The following is a 19350-nucleotide window of genomic DNA, read 5'->3' as shown; positions in this document are numbered from 1 at the left end:
CGCCCCGGAGGCGAACCGAGCCCTAATAAGAAAAAGCTCTCGCCGTGTTGGCGGCGAGGGCCGTGGCCATCGCGTCCTCGTCGATGCCGCGGACCGCGGCCATGGCGCGGACCGTGAGCGGAATCAGGTACGGCGCGTTCGGCCGTCCGCGGTAGGGCGCTGGGGTGAGGTAGGGCGCGTCCGTCTCGACCAGGACAAGCTCCAGCGGGGTCACGGCGAGCGCGTCCCGCAGCGGCTGGGCGTTCTTGAAGGTGACGGTGCCGGCGAAGGACAGGTAGTAGCCGGCGGCGGCGCACTCGCGCGCCATGTCGGCGTCGCCGGAGTAGCAGTGGAAGACGGTGCGCTCCGGTGCGCCCTCCTCGCGCAGAATGCGCAGGACGTCCTCGTGGGCCTCGCGGTCGTGGATCACCAGGGCCTTGCCCTGCCGCTTCGCAATCTCGATGTGCGCCCGGAAGGAACGCTCCTGCGCAGCCTTGCCCTCCGGCCCGGTCCGGAAGTAGTCGAGGCCGGTCTCACCGACCGCCTTGACCTGCGGGAGTGCGGCCAGGGCTTCGATCTCGGCGAGCGCGTCGTCGAGGGCGGCCTCGCCGCCGCCGGAGCGCGCGCCCTGCCTGGACCATCCGTCGGGATCCCCGTGCACGATCCGAGGGGCCTCGTTCGGGTGAAGGGCGACCGCCGCGTGGACGTTCTCGTACGCGGCGGCGGTCTCGGCCGCCCAGCGGGAGCCCTTCACATCGCAGCCGACCTGCACGACGGTGGTCACGCCGACCGAGGCGGCCTTGCGCAGGCCCTCCTCCACCGTGCCGCGCTGCATGTCCAGATGGGTGTGGGAATCGGCCACCGCCACCCGGAGCGGTTCGGGCAGCGGCGGCATCTCGTCAGTGCTGGGGCTCATACAGCCGATCTTATGACCGGCTCAGCCGGGCCCTGAGGCGGGCGAACCAGCCGGTCCGCTCCTCCGGGTCGATGGCCACCGGTCCCGGCGCATCGTGCGTCTGCGTCCGGGCCGCCTTGGCCTTGCGCTGCTTGGGCGGGCGCGGCACGTCGGCCCCGGCCGGCACCGGGCCGGCTATCCCAGGGGCGATCTGGTGGTGGTAGATCTCGTCGATCATGCCGCGCACCGAGGAGACCTGCCCCTCCCGCATGATCCGGACCACATGCCCGCCGCAGTTGTGGCAGGTGGGGTTGGAAAGGGGTGACGGCACGCGTTCGCCGTTGGCCTTGTAGATGATGAAGGGCTGGCCGTTGCCGTCGGTGTGGTGCTCGATCTCGTACGACTGCTCCCAGCCGTATCCGCATCGCATACAGGCGAAGGAATACGCCTCGCGCACCGTCCCCACGGGGGCGGAGAACATGGGCCCGGGAGCCGCCGGAGTGGGGGCGGCTGCCGTGGCTGCCGGGGCTGCTGCCGTGACAGGGGGTTGGGCGGTCTCACTCATGCCAGCTCCTCTTGTTCCGCTGGTGTCACGACCAGTGGACGCCTCTCCGGCCGGGAGCGCATCAGGCCCTGTCGACTGTTGGACGGTCTTTGGGCGATTCATTCCCCAAAGCGCCCGGTGCGCGGTCTGAGCTTGTCTGGGCTTTGCATTTCAGGTTAGCCCTTTACCGACTTACGGCACCTTTTGAGCCGCGTTCTTTGCCGCGACCACGGCATCGAAGACCTCCCGCTTGGGAAGGCCGGCTTCGGCGGCGACCGCCGCAATGGCCTCCTTGCGCCGCTCCCCCGCCTCCTCGCGCACCTGCACCCGGCGCACCAGCTCCGCGGCGTCCACCTCGCCCGGTGCCGCCTCCGGGGCGCCCTCGACCACGATGGTGATCTCGCCGCGCACGCCTTCGGCGGCCCACTCGGCCAGCTCGCCGAGCCCGCCGCGCCTGACCTCCTCGTACGTCTTGGTCAGCTCGCGGCAGACGGCCGCGCGCCGGTCCGCCCCGAACACCTCGGCCATGGCCGCCAGGGTGTCGTCCAGCCGGTGCGGGGCCTCGAAGTAGACGAGCGTGCGCCGCTCGCCCTCGACCTCCCGCAGCCGGCCGAGCCGCTCGCCGGCCTTGCGGGGCAGGAAGCCCTCGAAGCAGAACCGGTCCACCGGAAGCCCGGACAGCGCCAGCGCGGTCAGCACGGCGGACGGCCCGGGAACGGCGGTGACCTTGATGTCCTTCTCCACGGCCGCCGCGACCAGCCGGTAGCCGGGGTCGGACACGGAGGGCATGCCCGCGTCGGTCACCAGCAGCACCCGTGCGCCGCCGAGCAGCGCCTCGACGAGCTCGGGGGTGCGGGCGGACTCGTTGCCCTCGAAGTACGAGACCACCCGGCCGGTGGTGTGCACGCCCAGGCCCTGGGTGAGCCGGCGCAGCCGCCGGGTGTCCTCGGCCGCGATCACATCGGCTCCGGCGAGCTCGGTGGCGAGCCGGGGCGGCGCGTCGGCGAGGTCGCCGATGGGCGTTCCGGCGAGAACGAGAACGCCGGGGCCGCCGGACCGGCCGGGGTGGCCGGACTGGCTGCCGGACTGGCTGCCGAGCTGGCCGCCGGGCTGGCCGCTGGGCTGGTTGGGCTGGTTGGGCTGGGTATCGGTCACCTGCCCATCCTCTCAGCCCGCGCCCCGAGGCCCCCCGGTGCTGGGGTTCGCACAGAACCGTTCCCTACGATGCTCCGGTGACCAGTACCGCGACGCTCACCGAGCCCCACGCGCCCAGCCCGCCCCGCCGGGACGACGTACGCGCGCGCCTGGTGCCGCCGTACGCCAAGCCGTCCGCCCTGCTGTGGCTGGCCCTGAAGGTGCCACAGACGGCGACCGGCACCGTCAACCGGGTGCTGGCCTGGGCGGGCCCGCTGCTGGTGGCGCTGGTCGCCGGGGTGCTGCGGTTCTGGCAGCTGGGCAACCCGAAGACGGTGATATTCGACGAGACGTACTACGCGAAGGACGCGTGGGCGACGATCCGGCAGGGCTACGAGGCGAGCTGGCCCAAGGACATCGACAAGTCGGTCATCGCCAATCCGGACGGGGTGCCACTCCCGCTGGAGCCGGGCTACGTGGTCCACCCGCCGGTCGGCAAGTGGGTGATCGGCCTCGGCGAGTGGATGTTCGGGTTCGACCCCTTCGGCTGGCGGTTCATGACCGCCGTGCTCGGCACCCTGTCCGTGCTGATGCTGTGCCGGATCGGGCGGCGGCTGTTCCGCTCCACCTTCCTGGGCTGTCTGGCGGGCCTGCTGCTGGCGGTCGACGGCCTGCACCTGGTGATGAGCCGCACCGCGCTGCTCGACCTGGTGCTGATGTTCTTCGTACTGGGCGCCTTCGGCGCGCTGCTGATCGACCGGGACGCGGCCCGGGCCCGGCTCGCCGCCGCCCTGCCGGTGGACGAGGAAGGGCGGACCCGCCCGGACGTGACGATCGCAGAAACCCTGCGCCTGGGGTGGCGGCCGTGGCGGCTGGTCGCGGGCGTCTGCCTCGGCCTGGCCTTCGGCACCAAGTGGAACGGCCTCGTCGTCCTCGCCTTCTTCGGCATCCTCACGGTGCTGTGGGACGCCTCGGCCCGCCGCGTGGCGGGCGCGGGCGCCCCGTACGCGGCAATGCTGCGCCGCGACGCGCTCCCGGCATTCCTGTCCACCGTCCCGGTCGCGCTCGGTGTGTACGTGGCCTCCTGGACGGGCTGGATCCTCAGCCCGGACAACGGCAAGGGCGGCTACTTCCGCGACTGGTCGGCCAAGCAGGGCGGGGTGTCCTGGCTGCCGGACTGGCTGACCAGCCTGTGGCACTACGAGGTGGAGGTCTACAACTTCCACGTCGGCCTGACCGACGGCCACACCTACGAGTCGAACCCGTGGAGCTGGCTGGTCCTGGGCCGACCGGTGTCCTACTTCTACGAGTCCCCCGCCCCCGGCACGGCCGGCTGCCCGGCCACCGAGACGGCCAAGTGCGCCCGCGAGGTCCTGGCCCTGGGCACCCCGCTGCTGTGGTGGACGGCCTGCTTCGCGCTGCTCTACGTGCTGTGGCGGTGGGCGTTCCGCCGCGACTGGCGCGCGGGCGCGATCGCCTGCGCGGTGGCCGCCGGCTACCTGCCCTGGTTCAACTACCAGGAACGGACCATCTTCTACTTCTACGCGGTGGTGTTCGTCCCGTACCTCTGCCTGGCGGTGGCCATGCTGGTGGGCGCCCTGCTGGGCCCGGCCGGATCATCCGAACGCCGGCGCGCGGTGGGCGCGATCGGGGCGGGCGTCCTGATCCTGCTGATCATCTGGAACTTCATCTACTTCTGGCCGATCTACACCGGCCAGACCCTCCCGATGGACTCCTGGCGCAACCGTATGTGGCTGGACACCTGGGTCTAGCAGGGCGGACGCGAAGTCCAGCACCTTCTGCCGTCAGACACGTCTTGGGTGTCGTTGGTCGCCTTTGGCCGTCCCCGACCGTCCGCTCACGGCCCAGTGACGGCCCGGGACACCAGCTGGCGGGTGTAGCCCTATGCCATCAATCCCCTGATCCAACCGCGGTTCGTCTCGGTTGGCCCTACCCTGGTCGACACTCAACCGGGACCGGCACTGCGGGGGCACCGTGGCACAGGACGCAAGACCAGAGTCAGTCGTATCGGACTGGTGGCTCCCAGAAGCCGGATCAGAGGACAGCGTCCCGGGAACCTACAGTGTTCTCGCAACCGGAAACAGCATGATTCGACTTCACCGCCCTATTGGAGGGGAAGCGGCCCTCTTTTCCAACTCTGCGATACCACACCCTCTAATCCATGGCGTAGCTTTCGGAAAGCCTGTAACCCTGCTCAATTCGCGCACGAAAAAATTCCAGTGGAATTTCGGACTACAGGCCGATATCGAGCTGCATCCACACTTGGCAATTGAAGGGCTACACCTCTTTCAGGATGAGCTTCGACTCACAGAGGCTCGCGTACGCATTCAAGGTCAGGACGACTGGATTACCTCACCCAGATTCACCAGGTCACTCAACTCGGATGGGTCGATGAAGAGCGTCACCATGTCGACGTTCCCGCAGAAAGTTTCATGGGTTCAGAATGGGTGCGCAACCATTTGGGACGCCTCCAGCTGGCGAGGAAACGACAGCGAGGTGTCCATATCCAGCAAGACCGAGTTTCATTTCCTGTTCGAAGAGCCCGTTTTGCTCACAGAATTCTTCGACAATCACCTCCGCAGCCTGCAAGTCCTCATGACCATGATCACTGGCGAGCGATGCGGCGTTGAAGGCCTGAAATTCACCGACACTACATGGGAAATCGACGGCAGCGCGCCCAGCAAGCCCCACTGGGTGACCGCACGCCTCCGAGCACCCGACGCCCGTGGACGTAGGCGAGTGCCGGAGCTCCTGGTCCCGTTTGAGTGCTTCAACTGGGAAGCCCAGGCCCCCGCGGTCTTCGATCTCTCGACTGCCTGGGCATACAGCATCGAGCAATGGGCCCTACTGCTCGACAGCCGCTTCGTTTGGCCAGTCGCCCGCTTCGCAACTGCCGCCTCAGCCGTTGAAGCGCTCGACAGAATCCTCAATCCCCCAGAGAAGCCGTATGCCCCGGATGACGAATTGATCGCGAGGGTGAAGGAAGAACTGAAGAAGACCAGTCTCAACGGAAAGGATCGCGGAAAGATTATCTCCGGCATAAAGCGCCCGACGGAAACATCCCTAGATCAGCGCATAGCCAGACTGACTGAACTCGCCCCAGACGCGATGAAGCAGTTGATCGACCGGCCACTGTGGACCAACCGTGTCGCCAAACTTCGACACGTGGTAAGTCACGGCCTGGAATCATCCGAGGATTTTTCGCGCGACACCAGGGCCCTTGAATGCGGATCGGAGATACTCCTCCACATCCTGGAGTGCGCGTTCCTGTGCCACCTGGGGTTCAACGCCAACCAGATCAACGAAATCAAAATGCAACACCCGTCCACGTGGCAGCGCAAACGAATCGTCGACGAATGCTTCGACCTGCTGCCAAAAATGCCCGTTCAAGCCATTGACGGAGGCTCGAAACCGGAGAGCGAAGAACCGGCGGCGAGCGCGACAGAAACTCCTTCTGCCTGAATTTCACAAGGAAGCGAGCCCCCGTGATTGTGCAGCCCACCCCCATACCTCCCCGCTACTCTGAGGACAGGTGAGCTACTTCAACGACTTCATGTGGAAGCCCGCCCTGGCCGTCGCGGGCATCATCCCGTCGGCCGAGGAAGGCAAGCGGTTCGTGGCCTCGCCGCACGACGGGATGCACGCCCTGAGACACTTCTATGCGTCCGTACTGCTGGATTCGGGCGAGAGCATCAGGGCCCTGAGCCAGTACCTCGGACACGCCGATCCGGGCTTCACGCCGCACGTACACGCACCTGATGCCGAGCAGTGAGAGCCGGACCCGGAAGGCCGTCGACGGGCTGTTCAACGGCCCCGACGAGCATGATCACGGCCCAGAGACGGCCCAGTAGCCATCCGGCGGCCCTGACCGGTCAGGTTTTGGCTGGTCAGGGCCGGTTATTCGGCGAAGCTTCATCTACTTCTGGCCGATCTACACCGGTCAGTCCCTCCCGATGGACTCCTGGCGCAACCGTATGTGGCTGGACACCTGGGTCTGACTGGTTGAACATGTTCAGACAATTGTGACTCCTGGGGAGGGGACTGTCGTGAACGGGGCGGCCAAGGGGGCCATCGTCGGCGGGGTGTTCCTGGCGATGGTGGGAGGGGCCGGGTACGGGGTGTACGCCCTGGTCTCGGACGACTCGGCGGGCAGCGGACGGGCCGGAGACGGCGACCGCCCGGCGGCGGTGGGCAGTGGCCCGCCGAGCACCAAGGAGGTCGAGCAGACCGCCAAGGCCTTCCTGGCGGCCTGGGCCGCCGGGGACGAGCGGGCGGCGGCCGACCTGACAAACAACGCGCAGGCGGCGCAGCCCGCGGTGGCCGGGTTCAAGGCCAAGGCGTACGTGTCCAAGGCGGTGATCACCCCCGGCGCGGCGGCCGGGACCACGGTCCCGTTCACGGTCGCCGCGGAGGTCACCTACGAGGGCACCACCAAGCCGCTGGCGTACGCGTCCCAGCTGACCGTGGTGCGCGGGGTGACCACCGGGAAGGCGCTGGTGGACTGGCAGCCCTCGGTGCTCCACCCGCAGCTGCAGAAGGACGAGACGCTGCGCGCGGGCACCCCGGCGGCTCCGCCGGTGACGGCGGTGGACCGGAACGGCAAGGAGCTCAGCCCGGAGAAGTACCCCTCGCTGCGGACGGTGCTGGACCAGCTGCGCAAGACGTACGGGGAGAAGGCCGGCGGCACCCCCGGCGCGGAACTGTGGATCGAGCCGGCCGCCCAGGACGCACCGAAGCGGACCCTGCTGACCCTGGTCGAGGGCAAGCCGGGGACGATCCGGACCCGGCTGGACGCGGGGGTGCAGGCGGCGGCCGAGCAGGCGGTGAAGAAGTATCCGGAATCCTCGGTGGTGGCGGTCAAACCGAGTACGGGGGACATCCTGGCTGTCGCCAACAACCGCAAGGACGGGTTCAACGCGGCGATGCAGGGGACCCGGGCGCCCGGCTCCACGCTGAAGATCATGACGGCGGCCATGCTGCTGGACCGGGGCCTGGTCGGGGCGGACAAGGTGGCGCCGTGCGAGCCGAGCGTGTCCTGGGACGGCAAGGTCTTCAAGAACCTGAAGGGCTTCTCGCTGACCGGCCAGACCTTCGCCACCAGCTTCGCCAGGTCCTGCAACACCGCTTTCATCGGGCAGATCGACGAGGTGGGCGACAACGGGGCGCTGCCGCGTGAGGCGCGCGAGGTCTTCGGCATCGGCCTGGACAACTGGAAGACCGGGATCGTGTCCTTCGACGGCATGGTCCCGGAGGCCTCGGGTCCGGAGGCGGCGGCGGAGTACATCGGCCAGGGCGCGATCCAGATGAACCCGCTGAACATCGCGTCGGTCACGGCGACGGCGAAGACGGGTGTGTTCCGGCAGCCGGTGATCGTGCCGGCCGATCTGGACGGCCGGCCGATCGCGCAGGCGGAGCGCCGGATGAAGCCGTCGGTGCAGCAGCAGCTGGTGCAGATGCTCCGGCGGACGGCGGCTCCCGGCGGCACCGCGGCCGAGGCGATGGCCTCGGTCGGCGGGGACAAGGGCGCGAAGACCGGCTCGGCGGAGGTCGGCGGGGAGGACAACAGCCCGGACAGCTGGTTCACCGGGTACTCGGGGGACCTGGTGGCCGCGGCCATGGTCGAAGCCGGCGGCCACGGCGGCGAAGCCGCGGGCCCCTTGGTAGCCACAGTCCTCCGCGCGGGCTGACACCCCCGGCGCCCCGCCCGTCCCGAGCGGGCTGGGGGGCGCCGCCGGGTGGAGCTGGCCCCCGCCCGGCCTGAGCGGGCCGGAGGGGCGCCGCTGGGGCGGCGCCCCTCCCCCGCTCCCTGGGGCTCCGCCCCGGACCCCGCGGCCGGGCCCGGCCACCGCCGGCCTACCCGGTGGACACGGGCCTGCCCCGGGGGACACGGTCAGCCTGGCCGGCGGCCGGGGTCACAGCGCTGACCGCACCGCCCTGACCAGGGCCTGGGCGCGGGGGTCTGCCGTTACCGACTTGGCCAGGGCGTTCGTGGTGTAGCCGAAGCCGATGCCGGACTCCGGGTCCGCGAAAGCCAGTGAGCCACCCCGGCCCGGGTGGCCGAAGGAGGCCGGGGACAGCAGCGGGGAGGCCGGGCCGTGGAGCATGAAGCCGGGGCCGAAGCGGGTGTGGACGACCAGGACCCGGTCCGGGCCGGCGGACAGCTCCGTGCCCGCCCGGGCCGTGATCGCCGGGGTGAAGATCCGGGCGCCGTCCTCGACCACCCCGATCGTCGCCGCGTAGAAGCGGGCCAGCGCCCGCGCCGTGCCGATGCCCGCCGAGGCGGGCAGTTCCGCCGACCGCCAGCCCGGGTCGTTCTCGTCCGGCAGCGGATCGATCGCCGCGAAGGCCCGCCGGGTCAGCGACCCGGGATCCGCATACGCCTCGGAAACGTTTCTCCGCGGCCGGGTCCGCAGCATGCCCGCCTTCTCCGGCGGCTCCACCGGCGCCACCCGGCCCACCCGGTGCGCCTCCGTCTCCGGCAGGCCGATCCAGAAGTCGAGCCCGAGCGGCTCGGCGATCTCCTCGGCGAGCCAGGTGCCGATCGAGCGCCCGGTCACCCGCAGCACCAGCTCGGACAGCAGCCAGCTGTAGGTCTGCGCGTGGTAGCCGTGCGCGGTGCCGGGCTCCCAGAAGGCCTGCTGCCCGGCGACCGCGCGCGCCCCGGACATGCCGTCCGCGGCCTCCGCGGCCGTCAGCGGCCGGTCGAGCGCCGGGACCCCGGCCCGGTGCGCGAGGAGGTCCACGACCAGGGTGCGTTCCTTGCCGCCGTCCTTGAACTCCGGCCAGTACGCGGCAACGGGCGCGGCCAGGTCCAGCAGCCCGCGCTGGTGCAGCAGCAGCGGGACGGCCGCGGCAACGCCCTTGGTCGCGGAGCGGACCACCACCGCGGTGTCCTGCGCCCACGGCTCGCCACCGGGGCCGCCGTCGGCGTCCTTGGTGCCGCCCCACAGGTCCACGACCTTGCGGCCGTCCCGGTACACGGCCACCGCCGCGCCCCGGTCCCCGAGCACCTCGAAGTTCCGCGCGAACGCGTCCCGCACGGGCTCGAAGCCCTCCGCCACCACACCCTGGATGTTCACGTTGTCCACACTGTCCACGGGCGGTCCAACACCCGGCGGACTCCGCTTATGCCACCGCCACCGAGCGGGGGTCGAAGCCGAACGGCAGCTCCAGCCGGTGCGCCCGCATCAGGTCCTCGTCGCACAGCAGCTCCTGGGTGCGGCCGTCCGCGGCGATCACGCCCTCGCTGAGGATCACCGAGCGCGGGCAGAGTTCCAGCGCGTACGGCAGGTCGTGGGTGACCATCAGCACGGTCACGTCCAGCGAGCGCAGGATCTCCGCGAGCTCCCGCCGAGACGCCGGGTCCAGGTTGGACGAGGGCTCGTCCAGGACCAGGATCTCGGGCTCCATGGCGAGGACGGTCGCCACGGCGACACGGCGGCGCTGGCCGAAGGACAGGTGGTGCGGGGGCCGGTCGGCGAAGGCGGTCATGCCGACCCGGTCGAGCGCGGTGTGGACCCGCGCCTCCAGTTCGGCGCCGCGCAGCCCGGCCGCGGCCGGGCCGAAGGCCACGTCCTCGCGGACGGTGGGCATGAAGAGCTGGTCGTCGGGGTCCTGGAAGACGATGCCGACCCGGCGCCGGATCTCGGCGAAGTTCCGCTTCTCCACGGGCAGGCCGGCCACCGTCACGGAGCCGGCGCCGCCGCCGAGGATGCCGTTGAGGTGCAGGACGAGGGTGGTCTTGCCGGCGCCGTTGGGGCCGAGCAGGGCGACCCGCTCGCCGTGCCCGACGGTCAGGTTCACCCCGAACAGGGCCTGGTGCCCGTCGGGATAGGCGAAGGCGAGGCCGGAGACCTCCAGGGAGGGAGCTGTCGTGGTCATATCGTCCAACCCATCAGATCGTCCATCCCCATCAGATCGTCCAGCCCATCAGACAGACGGCGAGTGCCGCCACCGGCAGTACGGCCGCGTACGCCCACTGTGCGCGGGTCGCCGCCACCTCGTCGATCACCGGCATGGAGCCGGCGTACCCCCGGCTGACCATCGCCAGGTAGACCCGCTCACCGCGCTCGTACGAGCGGATGAACAGGGCGCCGGCGGTCTTGGCCAGCACCCCCCAGTGGCGGATCCCGCGGGCTTCGAAGCCGCGCGAGCGCCGGGCCACCGACATCCGGCGCAGCTCGTCGGTGATGACGTCCCCGTAGCGGATCATGAAGGAGGCGATCTGCACCAGCAGCGGCGGCAGCTTGAGGCGCTGGAGTCCGAGCAGCAGGGCCCGCAGCTCGGTGGTGGAGGCGAGCAGTACCGAGGCGGCCACCCCGAGGGTGCCCTTGGCCAGCACGTTCCAGGCGCCCCACAGTCCGGAGACGGACAGCGAGAGGCCGAGCACCTCGACCTGTTCGCCTTCGGCGACGAAGGGCATCAGGACCGCGAACCCGACGAACGGGACCTCGATCACCAGCCGCCGCAGCAGGAAGCCGGCCGGGATCCGGGCCGCCGCGGCGACCCCGGCGAGCAGGACCGCGTACGCGCCGAAGGCCCACACCGCTTCGCGCGGGGTGGACACGACGGCGAGGACGAAGGCGAAGGTGGCGGCTAGCTTGCAGTGCGGCGGCAAGCCGTGCACGGGCGAGTGGCCGTGCCGGTAGAGCTTGTGGCTGTGCCCCGCTGCCACGGTCAGACCGCCGAGGGCTCGGTGTTCGCCGGCTGCTCGGTGTCCCGGCGGCGGCTGCGCGCCACCCAGAAGATCCCGGTGCCGACGACGACGGTGGTGCCGACGCCGATGACGCCCGCGACTCCGACGGGGATGTCCTTGGTCTCGCCGTATTCGGCGAGCGGGGAGCCGGCGGTGGCGTGCTCGTACTCCTCGGCCTTGGCGTCGATGCCCTTGTCGGCGGCGACCTTCTCCAGGCCGTCGGGGCTGGCGGAGGCGTAGAAGGAGGCGAAGCCGGCCAGCAGCAGGGCGGTGGCCAGGCCGGCACCCCACAGCTTCCGGTGCGTTCCGGCGGCGGCAGGGGCGACGGCGGGCTCGGCCGGTACGTCGATGAGCTCGCCGTCCACCCGCAACTTGAGCGGGGCAGTCAGGCCCCGCGCACCGTGCACCAGGTCCGGCCGTACGGCGAGTACGGCGCCCACGGTCGCAGCGGTGATCAGCGCCTCGCCGAGGCCGATCAGCACGTGCACGCCGACCATGGCGGTGAGCACCTTGCCCACCGGCACATCTGTGGTGCCGCCGATGGCGTAGAGCAGGGTGAAGGCCGCGGCGGACGCGGGCACCGAGACCAGCGCGCCGGTGAAGGCGGCGGCGGTGACCGAGGCACGGGTGCGGGGCAGCACGGCGAGCAGGCCGCGGAAGATCGCGTAGGCGACGACCACGGTGACCACGCCCATGATCGTGATGTTCACGCCGAGGGCGGTCAGGCCGCCGTCGGCGAACAGGATGCCCTGCATGAGCAGGACCACGGAGACGCAGAGCACGCCGGTGAAGGGGCCGACGAGCATCGCCGCCAGGGCACCGCCGAGGAGGTGGCCGCTGGTGCCGGCGGCCACCGGGAAGTTGAGCATCTGGACGGCGAAGATGAACGCGGCGACCAGACCGGCCAGCGGCGCGGTCCGTTCGTCGAGCTCCCGGCGGGCGCCGCGCAGGCTGACGGCCACGGCCCCGGCGGCTGCGACGCCCGCTGCCACCGAGACGGGTGCATCGATGAATCCGTCGGGTACATGCATGGTGTGTCCGCTCCGCTTCTTCACACAGTCTTTATCTGTCTCAGCATGTCGGCAGTTGCAAACCATTGGCAATAGCGCTCCGGTCACAAAACCGACGGCGCGCGCTGGTGGGAATGTGCGAGGCTGGAGAGCAATACGGAGCGTTTTATTCCGCTTTATGACGCGAGGAGCCGGTCGATGTCTGCCACCACCGCCGCCGTCGAAGAGCGAGTGCGTGCCCGCGTGATCACCGACGACCCCCTCTACCGGGCCATCCCGGTGGCCCTGCGGTTCACCGCCGCCGAGCCCCTCGCCGTACGGATCGTCTTCCCCGCGGGCCTGTCCCCGGAGGGCACCGAGAACGAGTGGGTCTTCCCGCGCGCCCTGCTGGAGGCCGGCCTGCAGGCCCCCTCCGGGAGCGGCGACGTACGCGTCTGGCCCTGCGGCCGGGTGCAGGCGGTGGTGGAGTTCCACTCGCCGGAAGGGGTGGCCGTGGTGCAGTTCGACATCGCCGCGCTGCGCCGCTTCCTGCGCCGGACGTACGACCCGCTCACCCATTAGCCGGAACGGGCCCGGCCCCGTACCCGAGGAGTTCGGGTACGGGGCCGGGCCTTCAGGCTTTCGGGCTCTTGGGCTGCAAAACTTCGAGGATCAGACCTCGACGAGCTTGCGGTCCTGGTCCGGGCCGCCGCCGGTGGCCGGGTCGGCGAGGTGCTTGCGCAGGGCCTCGCCCTCCACGTCCACATTGGGCAGGATCCGGTCCAGCCACTTCGGCAGCCACCAGGCGCGGTGGCCGAGCAGCGCCAGCACCGCCGGCACGATCGCCATGCGGACGATGAAGGCGTCGAACAGGACGGCGATGGCCAGCGAGAAGCCGATCATCTTCACCATCTGCTCGCTGGAGCCGATGAAGCCGGAGAACACCGCGATCATGATCACGGCGGCGGCGGTGACCACCCGGGCGCCGTACTGGAAGCCGGTGACCACGGCCTGGCCCGGGCGCTCGCCGTGGACGTACGCCTCACGCATCCGGGTGACCAGGAAGACCTCGTAGTCCATGGCCAGACCGAAGACCACACCGACCATGAAGATCGGCATCATGCTCATGATCGGGCCGGGCTGTTCCACCCCGAAGACCCCGCCGAGCCAGCCCCACTGGAAGACCGCGACGACCGCGCCGAGGGCGGCCACCACCGAGAGCAGGAAGCCGAGGGCCGCCTTGAGCGGGACCAGGATCGAGCGGAAGACGATCATCAGCAGCAGGAAGGCCAGGCCGACCACGAGCGCCAGGTAGGGCAGCAGCGCGTCGTCCATCTTCTGCGAGAAGTCGATGTTCATCGCGGTCTGGCCGGTGACCAGCACCTCGTCCCCGGCAACGTCACGGATCTTGTGGACCACGTCCTCGGTCGCGACCGAGGACGGACGGTCCTTGGGGACCACCGTGATGATCCAGGTGTCGGCGTCCTTCTCCTTGTTGGGCGTGGGCGGGAGCACCGCCTCAGCCACGTTCAGGGCCTTGACCTGCTCGGACGCCTTGTCCGCGGCGGCCTTGTCGCCGTCCACGACCAGCATCAGCGGGCCGTTGAAGCCCGGGCCGAAGCCCTCGGAGAGCAGGTCGTAGGCGCGGCGCTGGGTGGTGGAGACCGGCTGGGAGCCCTCGTCGGGCAGGCCCATCTGCAGCTGGCTCACCGGCAGGGCGATGGTGCCGAGGCCGATCACACCGAGCAGCAGGACCACCAGCGGGCGACGGAGCACAAAGCGGGCCCAGCGGGTGCCGCCGTTCGGCTTGGCCTCGGCGCCGGCGGCCTTGGCCTTGCCGCCGCCGAACAGCCGGCTCTTCTCCCCGGCCGGCAGGACGCGCTTCTGCGCGAAGCCGATCAGGGCCGGAACCAGGGTGAGCGCCACCAGGACGGCGATGACCACGGTGCCGGCGGCAGCCGCACCCATCTTGGTGAGCATCGGGATGTTCACCACGGCCAGGCCCACCAGGGCTATGACCACGGTCAGACCGGCGAAGACCACGGCGGAGCCGGCGGTTCCGACGGCGCGGCCGGCGGCCTCTTCCTTCTCCCGGCCCTCGGCGAGCTCGGCCCGGTAGCGGGAGACGATGAACAGCGCATAGTCGATGCCGACGGCGAGGCCGATCATCATCGCGAGGGTGCCGGTGGTGGTGCCGAGGTCGAGCACATTGGCGAGCGCGGTGATGGAGGAGATGCCGATGCCGACGCCGATCAGCGCGGTCAGCAGCGGCAGTCCGGCCGCGATCAGCGAGCCGAAGGTGATGACCAGGACCACCGCGGCGACCATGATGCCGATGGCCTCGCCGGAGCCGTTCTCCGGCATGGTCTGGAGCGCGTCACCGCCGATCTCCACGGTCAGGCCGGACTTCTGGGCGTCCTTGCCGGTCTCCTTGAGCGCCTCGCGGGTCTTGTCGGTCAGCCCCATCGCGTCGACCTTGTACTTGGTCGTGATGTAGGCGGTGCTGCCGTCCTGGCTGACGGCCTGGACCTGGTACGGGTCGTCGACCGTGGCGACCTGGTCCGAGCCGGACTTCAGGTCCGCGACGATCTTCTGGACCTCGCCCTTGGCGGCCGGGTCGGTGACCTTCTGGCCGTTCGGGGCCTTGATCACCACACGGGCGGTCGCGCCGTCGGCGGCGAGTGCCGGGAAGCGCTCCTCGAGAAGGTCGAAGGCCTTCTGAGCTTCCGTGCCCGGCATGGAGAAGGAGCTGGAGGTTGGTGTGGACGCCGAAGCCGCGCCGAAGCCGGCGAGGAACAGCAGCGCCACCCAGAGAAGTGCGACCCAGCGGCGGCGCCGGAAGGCGCCCTTGCCGAGTCGATAGAGGAAGGTGGCCACGTCGGTGGTTCTCCCGTTCGGGTCGTGGGATGGGATCAGCGAATCAGTGCGTGATGAGCCGGCCCGACGACGAGAGCGGCGTGTCAGGAGCAGCAGGAACCACAGTGGGGACTGTGGGCTAGCGGAGGGTCAGACGCCGAGGGCGGGGAAAACCACGGCTTCGATGAAATCGGTGAGGAAGTCCCGGTCGACGGGTCTGTCCTCGATCAAGGGCAAAGAGATGAACGCGCCGATGAGCATGTGCGGCACAAACTTCACGGCCGGACAGTCCGGGGCCATCTCGCCCCGGTCCACGGCTCGTTGCAGCATGACCTGGATCCCGTTGATCTCCGGTTCCACCAACAGCTCGCGCAGCGCCTTGTGGAGCTCCGGGCTTTCGTGGACGGCATGGGCCAGGCCACGCATCAACGCGGTGTCCTTCGCCATCTGATCGTCGTCGGAATGCTCGACCATCACGGCGAAATCGCCGCGCAGCGTGCCGGTGTCGATCTCCCGGAGGGAGACCGGCTGGCTGCAGCGCAGTGCCCGGGCGACCAGCTCCGGCTTGCTCCCCCACTGACGGTAGAGCGTGGCCTTGCTGGACTTGGTCCGGGTGGCGACGGCATCCATGGTCAGCGCCTCGTAACCGACCTCGCGCAGCAGGTCCAGGACCGCTCCGTGAAGCTCGGCCTCCCGCTCGGGGGTGATCCGGCTGACCATTGCTCCGTACCCTCCCACCGCTCGGAAATGTCCGTCCTCCATCGAGGACGATACCCGCGCCCACACCGAAACGAAACCGTTTCGTTTCGCTTTCGGGAGTGGTGTCCGTCACGCGCCCGTGGCCGGATCCGTCGACCGGATCCGTCGACTGGATCAACAGTACGAGTTGCCGGGCCCCCGCTGCGCGGAAAGCATTGGGGAGTGAGTCAAGTCGCGTATCTCCGGTTTCCCCACCTGCACGACGACCTGCTGTGCTTCGCCGCCGAGGACGACCTCTGGGTCGCGCCCCTGGTCGCCGACGGCGAAGCCCCCGGCCGGGCCTGGCGGATCACCGTCGACCGGACCCGGGTAGGCCACCCACGCTTCTCCCCCGACGGCCGCCACATCGCCTTCACCACCTGGCGCAGCCTCGACCCCGAGATCCACCTCGCGCCGGTGGAGGGCGGCCCGGCCCACCGGCTCAGCCACTGGGGCTCCACCGACACCCGGGTCTGCGGCTGGACCCCGCCCGACAAGGACGGCCGCAGCGACATCCTCGCCGTCTCCTCACACGGCCAGCCCTTCTCCTACTACGCCTGGTCCTACAGCCTGCCCACCGACGGCAGCCCGGGCGGGAAGCTCCCGTGGGGCCCCGTGTCGCACATCGCGGTCCACGACGAACCTGACGGAGCCCGCCACACACTGCTGCTCACCGGCAAGCCCCCGCACGAGCCCGCCGCCTGGAAGCGCTACCGCGGCGGCGCCACCGGCCGGCTGTGGCTGCACGGCAAGCGGCTCCTGGAGCACCTCGGCGGGCATATCGACTCCCCCATGTTCGTGGCCGGGAGGATCGCCTTCCTCTCCGACCACGAAGGCGTCGGCAACGTCTACTCCTGCCTGCCCGACGGCACCGACCTGCGCCGGCACACCGACCACGAGGAGTTCTACGCCCGGCACGCCGCCAGCGACGGACAGCGGATCGTCTACCAGTGCGCGGGCGAGATCTGGCTGGTGGACTCGCTCGCCCCCGACGCCCTGCCGCGCCGCCTCCCGGTCCGGCTGGGCGGTCCGCGCGCGGGCCGGCGTACGTACCAGGTGCCCGCCGCCAGCCACGTCCAGAGCGTCTCGGTGGACTCCACCGGCCGGGCCAGCGCGGTGACCGTCCGCGGCAGCCTGTACTGGCTCACCCACCGGGACGGCCCGGCCCGGACCATCGCCGACACCCCCGGGGTGCGGGTCCGGCTGCCCGAGATGCTGGGCTCCGGCGGCCAGGTCGCGTACGTGACGGACGCCGAGGGCGAGGACGCCATCGAGATCGCCTACCTGCCGCGGGCCTCCGGCGCCCGGGAGCCGCGCCGGCTGGCCTCCGGCAAGCTGGGCCGGGTCCTGGAACTGGTCGCCGACCCGGACGGGGAGCGGATCGCGATCGCCTCCGACGACGGGCGGCTGCTGCTCATCGACGCAACGGAGGACACTGCGGACACTGAGGACTCTGGCGCAGGAGAGGTCACCGAGCTGATCCGGTCCATCAACGGACCGGTCACGGACCTGGCCTTCTCCCCCGACGGAGCCTGGCTGACCTGGTCGCACCCCGGGATCGGGCGCTCCCTGCGGCAGATCAAGATGGCCCGGATCTCCGGCCCCAACGAACGGACGATCGTCGACGTCACCAACGGCCGTTTCGAGGACGAGAATCCGGTGTTCACCCGGGACGGCCGCTATCTGGCCTTCCTGTCCTGGCGCGGTTTCGACCCGGTGTACGACGTGCACACCGGCGACCTGTCCTTCCCGCTGGGCTGCCGCCCCTACCTGGTGCCGCTGTCCTCGGCGACCCCCTCCCCGTTCGCGCTCTCCGCCGAGGGGCGTCCGGCCGCGGGCGGACTCGACCCGCTGGAAGGGGACTCGGGCGACGCCACCGTGACCGTCGAAATGGAGGGGCTGGAAAGCCGGGTGACGCCGTTCCCGGTGACCGCGTCCAAGTACTCGGCCCTGCACCCGGTGGCCGGCGGCGGACTGGTGTGGCTGCGCTGGCCGATCTCCGGCGCCCTCGGCGAGACCTTCGCCAACCCGGCGCACACCAGCGGCAAACCCACCCTGGAGCACTTCGACCTCACCAAGGCCCGCAAGACCGAACTCGCCTCCGAGCTCGACTGGTTCGCGGTCAGCGGCGACGGCACCCGGCTGGTCCTCAACGACGAGGGCGACCTGCGGGCGGTACCGGCCGCCGAGTCCGGGGACAGCGACTCGACCGTCTACCTGGACCTGCGGCGGATCCTGCACGAGGTGGACCCGGCGGCCGAGTGGCGGCAGGCCTTCGAGGAGGCCGGGCGGATCATCCGCGCGTTCTTCTGGGAACCGAAGATGTGCGGGATCGACTGGGACGGCGTGCTGGACCAGTACCGCCCGCTGGTCGAACGGGTCGCCTCGCCCGACGAGTTCGCCGACCTGCTGCGCGAGGTCCTCGGCGAGCTCGGCACCTCCCACGCCTATGTCTCCCCCGCCCGCCGCAACGAAGGCCCGCCGCACTACCAGCGGCCGATCGGGCTGCTCGGCGCCAATCTGGTGTGCCGGGACGGGGAATGGATGGTCAAGCGGATCCTGCCCGGTGACTCCTCGGACTCCAAGGCCCGCTCCCCGCTGGCCGGCACCGGCATCCGCGACGGCGCCATCCTCACCCATGTCGACGGCCGGGCGGTGGACCCGGTCGCCGGGCCCTACCCGCTGCTGGCCTCGGCCGGCGGCACCACGGTGGAGCTCACCTTCCAGACCGCCGAGGGCGAGGGCCCGGCCCGGCGGGTGGCGGTCGTGCCGCTGGTCGACGAACGGCCGCTGCGCTACCAGGACTGGGTGGCCAAGCGGCGCGCGGTGGTCCGCGAGCTCAGCGGCGGCAAGTGCGGCTACCTGCACATCCCCGACATGGGCGGCTCCGGCTGGGCCCAGTTCAACCGGGACCTGCGGATGGAGATGTCCCGGCCCGCGCTGATCGTGGACGTACGCGGCAATGCCGGCGGGCACATCAGCGAGCTGGTGGTGGAGAAGCTGACCCGCTCCATCCTCGGCTGGGACCTCACCCGCAACGCCCAGCCGGTGTCGTACGCCTCCAACGCGCCCCGCGGTCCGATCGTGGCGCTCGCCGACGAGGCGACCTCCTCCGACGGGGACATGATCACCGCGGCCTTCAAGCTGCTGGGCCTGGGCCCCGTGGTGGGCCAGCGGACCTGGGGCGGGGTGGTCGGCATGACCGGCCGGCACACCCTGGGCGACGGCACGGTGATCACGGTGCCGATGAACGCCGCCTGGTTCCCGGAGTACGGCTGGTCGGTGGAGAACCACGGGGTCGAACCGGACCTGGAGATCCTGCGCACCCCGCTGGACTGGGCCGAGGGCCGGTACGCACAGCTCGACGACGCGGTGCACCTGGCCCTGGAACTGCTGGAGCAGGACCCGGCCGCGGTGCCGCCGGGCTACACGGACGTACCGGACGGCCGGCGCCCGAAGCTGCCGCCGCGCCCCTGAACGGGCATGGGGAGGGGCGCGA

Annotated in this window: 14 protein-coding genes and 1 pseudogene; 6 read left to right on the top strand and 9 right to left on the bottom strand. The window is 70.5% G+C overall.

What is annotated here, in order from left to right; all coding sequences use genetic code 11:
* Window positions 1-22 precede the first annotated feature (22 nt).
* The 3 genes from ABT123_RS05285 to rsmI form a co-directional block, all read right to left on the bottom strand.
* A complete protein-coding gene (locus tag ABT123_RS05285; protein WP_351309973.1) occupies window positions 23-895 on the bottom strand; it encodes a TatD family hydrolase in 873 nt (290 codons plus the stop codon).
* 10 nt (window positions 896-905) lie between these two features.
* On the bottom strand, window positions 906-1355 hold the full coding sequence (locus ABT123_RS05280) for a hypothetical protein (protein WP_351310128.1): 450 nt from the start codon (window positions 1353-1355) through the stop codon (window positions 906-908).
* Window positions 1356-1610: 255 nt separating this feature from the next.
* Window positions 1611-2573 (bottom strand): 16S rRNA (cytidine(1402)-2'-O)-methyltransferase, encoded by a 963-nt coding sequence (rsmI, locus tag ABT123_RS05275; RefSeq protein WP_351309971.1) that lies wholly within the window; start codon window positions 2571-2573, stop codon window positions 1611-1613.
* 77 nt (window positions 2574-2650) lie between these two features.
* Between rsmI and ABT123_RS05270 the strand changes: the two genes are divergently transcribed.
* The 4 genes and pseudogenes from ABT123_RS05270 to ABT123_RS05255 all read left to right on the top strand — a co-directional run bounded on the left by ABT123_RS05270 (window position 2651) and on the right by ABT123_RS05255 (window position 8260).
* Window positions 2651-4324, top strand: a complete 1674-nt coding sequence (locus ABT123_RS05270; RefSeq protein ID WP_351309969.1) for a dolichyl-phosphate-mannose--protein mannosyltransferase — start codon at window positions 2651-2653, stop codon at window positions 4322-4324.
* Window positions 4325-4547: 223 nt separating this feature from the next.
* The gene (locus tag ABT123_RS05265; protein WP_351309967.1) at window positions 4548-6035 is read left to right on the top strand and encodes an ApeA N-terminal domain 1-containing protein; all 1488 of its coding nucleotides are present in this window, start codon (window positions 4548-4550) and stop codon (window positions 6033-6035) included.
* Window positions 6036-6111: 76 nt separating this feature from the next.
* A pseudogene (locus ABT123_RS05260) lies at window positions 6112-6424 on the top strand (tyrosine-type recombinase/integrase); the annotation flags it as partial.
* Between the two features lie 195 nt (window positions 6425-6619).
* The gene (locus ABT123_RS05255; RefSeq protein WP_351309965.1) at window positions 6620-8260 is read left to right on the top strand and encodes a penicillin-binding transpeptidase domain-containing protein; all 1641 of its coding nucleotides are present in this window, start codon (window positions 6620-6622) and stop codon (window positions 8258-8260) included.
* A gap of 225 nt (window positions 8261-8485) precedes the next feature.
* On the opposite strand, the gene ABT123_RS05250 is transcribed toward ABT123_RS05255, so the two are convergent.
* From ABT123_RS05250 to ABT123_RS05235, 4 genes are read right to left on the bottom strand one after another with little or no spacing between them, the layout of a single operon-like run.
* On the bottom strand, window positions 8486-9670 hold the full coding sequence (locus ABT123_RS05250) for a serine hydrolase domain-containing protein (protein WP_502970873.1): 1185 nt from the start codon (window positions 9668-9670) through the stop codon (window positions 8486-8488).
* 28 nt (window positions 9671-9698) lie between these two features.
* Complete coding sequence (locus tag ABT123_RS05245; RefSeq protein ID WP_351309963.1) at window positions 9699-10454, bottom strand: energy-coupling factor ABC transporter ATP-binding protein; 756 nt, start codon at window positions 10452-10454, stop codon at window positions 9699-9701.
* Between the two features lie 31 nt (window positions 10455-10485).
* Window positions 10486-11247, bottom strand: coding sequence for a cobalt ECF transporter T component CbiQ (gene cbiQ, locus ABT123_RS05240; protein ID WP_351309961.1), 762 nt, complete (start codon window positions 11245-11247; stop codon window positions 10486-10488).
* Between the two features lie 2 nt (window positions 11248-11249).
* Window positions 11250-12299 (bottom strand): energy-coupling factor ABC transporter permease, encoded by a 1050-nt coding sequence (locus ABT123_RS05235; protein ID WP_351309959.1) that lies wholly within the window; start codon window positions 12297-12299, stop codon window positions 11250-11252.
* 177 nt (window positions 12300-12476) lie between these two features.
* Here ABT123_RS05235 and ABT123_RS05230 point away from each other — a divergent pair, with 177 nt between their 5' ends.
* Window positions 12477-12839 carry an SsgA family sporulation/cell division regulator gene (locus tag ABT123_RS05230; RefSeq protein ID WP_351309957.1) on the top strand — a complete coding sequence of 121 codons (363 nt, stop codon included), beginning with the start codon at window positions 12477-12479 and terminating at the stop codon, window positions 12837-12839.
* A 90-nt stretch (window positions 12840-12929) separates the two neighbouring features.
* Here the strand turns inward: ABT123_RS05230 and ABT123_RS05225 are convergent, their stop codons facing one another.
* Window positions 12930-15134 (bottom strand): MMPL family transporter, encoded by a 2205-nt coding sequence (locus ABT123_RS05225; RefSeq protein ID WP_351309956.1) that lies wholly within the window; start codon window positions 15132-15134, stop codon window positions 12930-12932.
* Window positions 15135-15263: 129 nt separating this feature from the next.
* The gene (locus ABT123_RS05220; RefSeq protein ID WP_351309954.1) at window positions 15264-15833 is read right to left on the bottom strand and encodes a TetR/AcrR family transcriptional regulator; all 570 of its coding nucleotides are present in this window, start codon (window positions 15831-15833) and stop codon (window positions 15264-15266) included.
* Window positions 15834-16034: 201 nt separating this feature from the next.
* Here ABT123_RS05220 and ABT123_RS05215 point away from each other — a divergent pair, with 201 nt between their 5' ends.
* Complete coding sequence (locus ABT123_RS05215) at window positions 16035-19328, top strand: S41 family peptidase (protein ID WP_351309952.1); 3294 nt, start codon at window positions 16035-16037, stop codon at window positions 19326-19328.
* The last annotated feature ends 22 nt before the right edge of the window (window positions 19329-19350 follow it).

This window comes from Streptomyces sp. NPDC002054 (assembly GCF_040296685.1).
In the GTDB taxonomy this organism is placed as follows: domain Bacteria; phylum Actinomycetota; class Actinomycetes; order Streptomycetales; family Streptomycetaceae; genus Streptomyces.
This window is presented reverse-complemented; position numbering and strand designations above follow the sequence as displayed.

Bases quoted from the DNA above. Each gene is read 5' to 3' on its own strand.
- ABT123_RS05245 (WP_351309963.1), bottom strand. From the start codon at position 10,454: ATGACCACGACAGCTCCCTCCCTGGAGGTCTCCGGCCTCGCCTTCGCC.
- ABT123_RS05230 (WP_351309957.1), top strand. From the start codon at position 12,477: ATGTCTGCCACCACCGCCGCCGTCGAAGAGCGAGTGCGTGCCCGCGTG.
- ABT123_RS05280 (WP_351310128.1), bottom strand. From the start codon at position 1,355: ATGTTCTCCGCCCCCGTGGGGACGGTGCGCGAGGCGTATTCCTTCGCC.
- ABT123_RS05285 (WP_351309973.1), bottom strand. From the start codon at position 895: ATGAGCCCCAGCACTGACGAGATGCCGCCGCTGCCCGAACCGCTCCGG.
- ABT123_RS05220 (WP_351309954.1), bottom strand. From the start codon at position 15,833: ATGGTCAGCCGGATCACCCCCGAGCGGGAGGCCGAGCTTCACGGAGCG.
- ABT123_RS05235 (WP_351309959.1), bottom strand. From the start codon at position 12,299: ATGCATGTACCCGACGGATTCATCGATGCACCCGTCTCGGTGGCAGCG.